A 5,591-nucleotide genomic window follows, 5' to 3' on the forward strand; every position below is an offset into this window, starting at 1 on the left:
GGGGGGTTGGGAAATCTGGTGGTTACAACTTCCTGTGCCGTTCCTCTGTTTCGAGGGCGGGCCCAGGGTGTGGTGTTGTTATTTTGTTGTTGGTTCTCAAGCAACGGGTTTGTTGGTTGGGAACCACATAGTGGACGCGGGCAGTCTTGTTATCTTCGTACCATTGTGGGTGTGAACGTCTTTTGAATCCGTTCACCAATGGTGTGTGGTGTAAGTTATCGGCCTATTAGTACCGGTCAGCTTCACGAGTCGTTAGTCCTCGCTTCCACATCCGGCCTATCAACCCAGTGGTCTGGCTGGGGGCCTCTCACACACAAGGTGTATGGAAATCTCATCTCGAAGCGAGCTTCCCGCTTAGATGCTTTCAGCGGTTATCCCATCCGAACGTAGCTAATCAGCGGTGCACTTGGCAGTACAACTGACACACCAGAGGTTCGTCCGTCCCGGTCCTCTCGTACTAAGGACAGCCCTTCTCAAATTTCCTGCGCGCGCAGCGGATAGGGACCGAACTGTCTCACGACGTTCTAAACCCAGCTCGCGTACCGCTTTAATGGGCGAACAGCCCAACCCTTGGGACCTACTCCAGCCCCAGGATGCGACGAGCCGACATCGAGGTGCCAAACCATGCCGTCGATATGGACTCTTGGGCAAGATCAGCCTGTTATCCCCGAGGTACCTTTTATCCGTTGAGCGACGGCCATTCCACAATGTACCGCCGGATCACTAGTCCCGACTTTCGTCCCTGCTCGAGATGTCTCTCTCACAGTCAAGCTCCCTTGTGCACTTACACTCGACACCTGATTGCCAACCAGGCTGAGGGAACCTTTGGGCGCCTCCGTTACTTTTTAGGAGGCAACCGCCCCAGTTAAACTACCCATCAGGCACTGTCCCTGACCCGGATTACGGGCCGAAGTTAGATGTCCAAAGTGACCAGAGTGGTATTTCAACGATGACTCCACCCGAACTGGCGTCCGGGCTTCAACGTCTCCCACCTATCCTACACAAGCCACTCCGAACACCAATACCAAACTATAGTAAAGGTCTCGGGGTCTTTCCGTCCTGCTGCGCGTAACGAGCATCTTTACTCGTACTGCAATTTCGCCGAGTTTATGGTTGAGACAGCGGGGAAGTCGTTACTCCATTCGTGCAGGTCGGAACTTACCCGACAAGGAATTTCGCTACCTTAGGATGGTTATAGTTACCACCGCCGTTTACTGGGGCTTGAATTCTCAGCTTCGCCTTGCGGCTAACCGGTCCTCTTAACCTTCCAGCACCGGGCAGGAGTCAGTCCGTATACATCGTCTTGCGACTTCGCACGGACCTGTGTTTTTAGTAAACAGTCGCTTCCCCCTGGTCTCTGCGGCCCCGATCCCCTCCCACCAGCAAGTGGTGTTCAAGGTTGGGGCCCCCCTTCTCCCGAAGTTACGGGGGCATTTTGCCGAGTTCCTTAACCATAATTCTCTCGATCGCCTTAGTATTCTCTACCTGATCACCTGTGTCGGTTTGGGGTACGGGCGGCTAAAACCTCGCGCCGATGCTTTTCTAGGCAGCATAGGATCACCGAATCCCCCCTTACGGGAGTCCCATCAGGTCTCAGGCATCATGAACGGCGGATTTGCCTACCGTTCGCCCTACATCCTTGGACCGGGACAACCATCGCCCGGCTCGGCTACCTTCCTGCGTCACACCTGTTAATACGCTTGCCTCCCAGGATCAGGTCCCGCGCTCCACCAAAAACCGCACACCACAAGGGTGATTGGTCAGGTCTCGGGCGGTTAGTATCCCCTGTTCAGCATGGGCGGTTTTTCGCCGGTACGGGAATATCAACCCGTTGTCCATCGACTACGCCTGTCGGCCTCGCCTTAGGTCCCGACTTACCCAGGGCAGATTAGCTTGACCCTGGAACCCTTGATCATCCGGCGGACGGGTTTCTCACCCGTCTTTCGCTACTCATGCCTGCATTCTCACTCGTGTAGGCTCCACCGCTGGTTTACACCGCGACTTCACTGCCCACACGACGCTCCCCTACCACTCCAGACGCCTGAACCAACCCACGAGGGGCGGCTTAGCTAATATCTGAAATCCACAACTTCGGCGGTGTACTTGAGCCCCGCTACATTGTCGGCGCGGAATCACTTGACCAGTGAGCTATTACGCACTCTTTTAAGGATGGCTGCTTCTAAGCCAACCTCCTGGTTGTCTTCGCAACTCCACATCCTTTCCCACTTAGCACACGCTTAGGGGCCTTAGTTGGTGGTCTGGGCTGTTTCCCTCTCGACTATGAAGCTTATCCCCCACAGTCTCACTGCTGCGCTCTCACTTACCGGCATTCGGAGTTTGGCTGACGTCAGTAACCTTGTAGGGCCCATTAGCCATCCAGTAGCTCTACCTCCGGTAAGAAACACGCAACGCTGCACCTAAATGCATTTCGGGGAGAACCAGCTATCACGAAGTTTGATTGGCCTTTCACCCCTACCCACAGCTCATCCCCTCCATTTTCAACTGAAGTGGGTTCGGTCCTCCACGACGTCTTACCGTCGCTTCAACCTGGCCATGGGTAGATCACTTCGCTTCGGGTCTAGATCACGCCACTGCAACGCCCTGTTCAGACTCGCTTTCGCTACGGCTTCCCCACACGGGTTAACCTCGCGACGTAACACTAACTCGCAGGCTCATTCTTCAAAAGGCACGCCGTCACCAGAATCAGACTGGCTCCGACGGATTGTAAGCACACGGTTTCAGGTACTGTTTCACTCCCCTCCCGGGGTACTTTTCACCTTTCCCTCACGGTACTGGTCCGCTATCGGTCATTAGGGAGTATTTAGGCTTATCAGGTGGTCCTGACAGATTCACACGGGATTTCTCGGGCCCCGTGCTACTTGGGATCCCTCCCAGGCGGTGCACAGCATTACGGTTACGGGGCTCACACCCTCTACGGCCGGCCTTTCAAGACCGTTCACCTATACTCACACTCTCACCCCACTGCCCCGGCAGAGACAGTATGGGAAGTCCCACAACCCCGACCATGCAACGCCCGCCGGCTATCACACATGGAACGGTTTAGCCTGATCCGCGTTCGCTCGCCACTACTGACGGAATCACTATTGTTTTCTCTTCCTGCGGGTACTGAGATGTTTCACTTCCCCGCGTTCCCTCCACGCACCCTATGTGTTCAGATGCGGGTCACCAGGTAACTCGCGCCCCTGGCGGGGTTTCCCCATTCGGACACCCTGGGATCACAGTCCGGTTATCGACTCCCCCAGGCTTATCGCAGATTCCTACGTCCTTCTTCGGCTCCTAATGCCAAGGCATCCACCGTGTGCTCTTAAAAACTTGACCACAAAAGATCAAAAAAACTAATTCACGAGAGAACCACGAAAACCAGCCACACCCAACACCACCACCCCCAAAAGGATGACACCATCACGCGCAGCCAGATCCAGGTTCATATTCTTGGAAATTGCTTCTTATAAAAGATGCTCGCGTCCACTATGTAGTTCTCAAACAACAACCCCGTACCACACACCCCACACACCAGCCCCCAAAAAAAAGGGAACCAACCGTGCATGATCGGTGCAGCCAGGAAACCAGAAACAAACAAACACCGGGGATAACCCCGGCCCTGTTGCCTCAGGACCCAACAGTGTGCCAAACACTAAACCGCCAGCCCCAACCCCGCACCGTTCCAGGACACCGGCCCCTCCACAAGGGAAGAGAGCATCCGTACTAGGCAGGAAGAAGAAACCCGCGGCCGCTATTCGTTGATATTCCACCCATGAGCACCCGCCGCAGAACAATCGTCTGCGCAACGGGCTTTTACTCCTGACAACCCCTCCACACTCACATACATGAGGCAAGGTGACTGTAGGTGCTCCTTAGAAAGGAGGTGATCCAGCCGCACCTTCCGGTACGGCTACCTTGTTACGACTTAGTCCCAATCGCCAGTCCCACCTTCGACAGCTCCCTCCCACAAGGGGTTAGGCCACCGGCTTCGGGTGTTACCAACTTTCGTGACTTGACGGGCGGTGTGTACAAGGCCCGGGAACGTATTCACCGCAGCGTTGCTGATCTGCGATTACTAGCGACTCCGACTTCATGGGGTCGAGTTGCAGACCCCAATCCGAACTGAGACCGGCTTTTTGGGATTAGCTCCACCTCACAGTATCGCAACCCTTTGTACCGGCCATTGTAGCATGCGTGAAGCCCAAGACATAAGGGGCATGATGATTTGACGTCGTCCCCACCTTCCTCCGAGTTGACCCCGGCAGTCTCCCATGAGTCCCCGCCATTACGCGCTGGCAACATGGAACGAGGGTTGCGCTCGTTGCGGGACTTAACCCAACATCTCACGACACGAGCTGACGACAACCATGCACCACCTGTGAACCGGCCCCAAAGGGGAAGGACTGTTTCCAGCCCGGTCCGGTCCATGTCAAGCCTTGGTAAGGTTCTTCGCGTTGCATCGAATTAATCCGCATGCTCCGCCGCTTGTGCGGGCCCCCGTCAATTCCTTTGAGTTTTAGCCTTGCGGCCGTACTCCCCAGGCGGGGCACTTAATGCGTTAGCTACGGCGCGGAAAACGTGGAATGTCCCCCACACCTAGTGCCCAACGTTTACGGCATGGACTACCAGGGTATCTAATCCTGTTCGCTCCCCATGCTTTCGCTCCTCAGCGTCAGTTAATGCCCAGAGACCTGCCTTCGCCATCGGTGTTCCTCCTGATATCTGCGCATTTCACCGCTACACCAGGAATTCCAGTCTCCCCTACATCACTCTAGTCTGCCCGTACCCACCGCAGATCCGGAGTTGAGCCCCGGACTTTCACGGCAGACGCGACAAACCGCCTACGAGCTCTTTACGCCCAATAATTCCGGATAACGCTTGCGCCCTACGTATTACCGCGGCTGCTGGCACGTAGTTAGCCGGCGCTTCTTCTGCAGGTACCGTCACTTTCGCTTCTTCCCTACTGAAAGAGGTTTACAACCCGAAGGCCGTCATCCCTCACGCGGCGTCGCTGCATCAGGCTTGCGCCCATTGTGCAATATTCCCCACTGCTGCCTCCCGTAGGAGTCTGGGCCGTGTCTCAGTCCCAGTGTGGCCGGTCACCCTCTCAGGCCGGCTACCCGTCGTCGCCTTGGTGAGCCATTACCTCACCAACAAGCTGATAGGCCGCGAGTCCATCCAAAACCACAAAAAGCTTTCCACCCCCCACCATGCGATGAGGAGTCATATCCGGTATTAGACCCAGTTTCCCAGGCTTATCCCAGAGTTAAGGGCAGGTTACTCACGTGTTACTCACCCGTTCGCCACTAATCCCCGATGCAAGCACCGGATCATCGTTCGACTTGCATGTGTTAAGCACGCCGCCAGCGTTCATCCTGAGCCAGGATCAAACTCTCCGTTGAAAAAAAACAGACACAACCAGGAACCACGGGAAAACGCGGAACCAAGCTGCACAAAATTTGAAACCAGCTGTAAAAACCAGACCACACCACAGGGGCGGCGCAACCTGGTCAATTCAACCAATTCATATAAAATAAACCGGTATCAACAAACTTGGCACACTATTGAGTTCTCAAACAACAGACACA

General features: G+C 55.2%; 2 rRNA genes. Both read right to left on the minus strand.

Annotated features, from left to right (window positions below):
- Positions 1-205: 205 nt before the first annotated feature.
- Positions 206-3,339: ribosomal RNA gene (locus tag AC1DD3_RS21940) — 23S ribosomal RNA — on the minus strand.
- A gap of 540 nt (positions 3,340-3,879) precedes the next feature.
- Positions 3,880-5,405: ribosomal RNA gene (locus AC1DD3_RS21945) — 16S ribosomal RNA — on the minus strand.
- Together the 16S and 23S rRNA genes form the textbook arrangement of a ribosomal RNA operon.
- Between the last annotated feature and the right edge of the window lie 186 nt (positions 5,406-5,591).

Source organism: Arthrobacter sp. 05T444 (genome assembly GCF_056395905.1).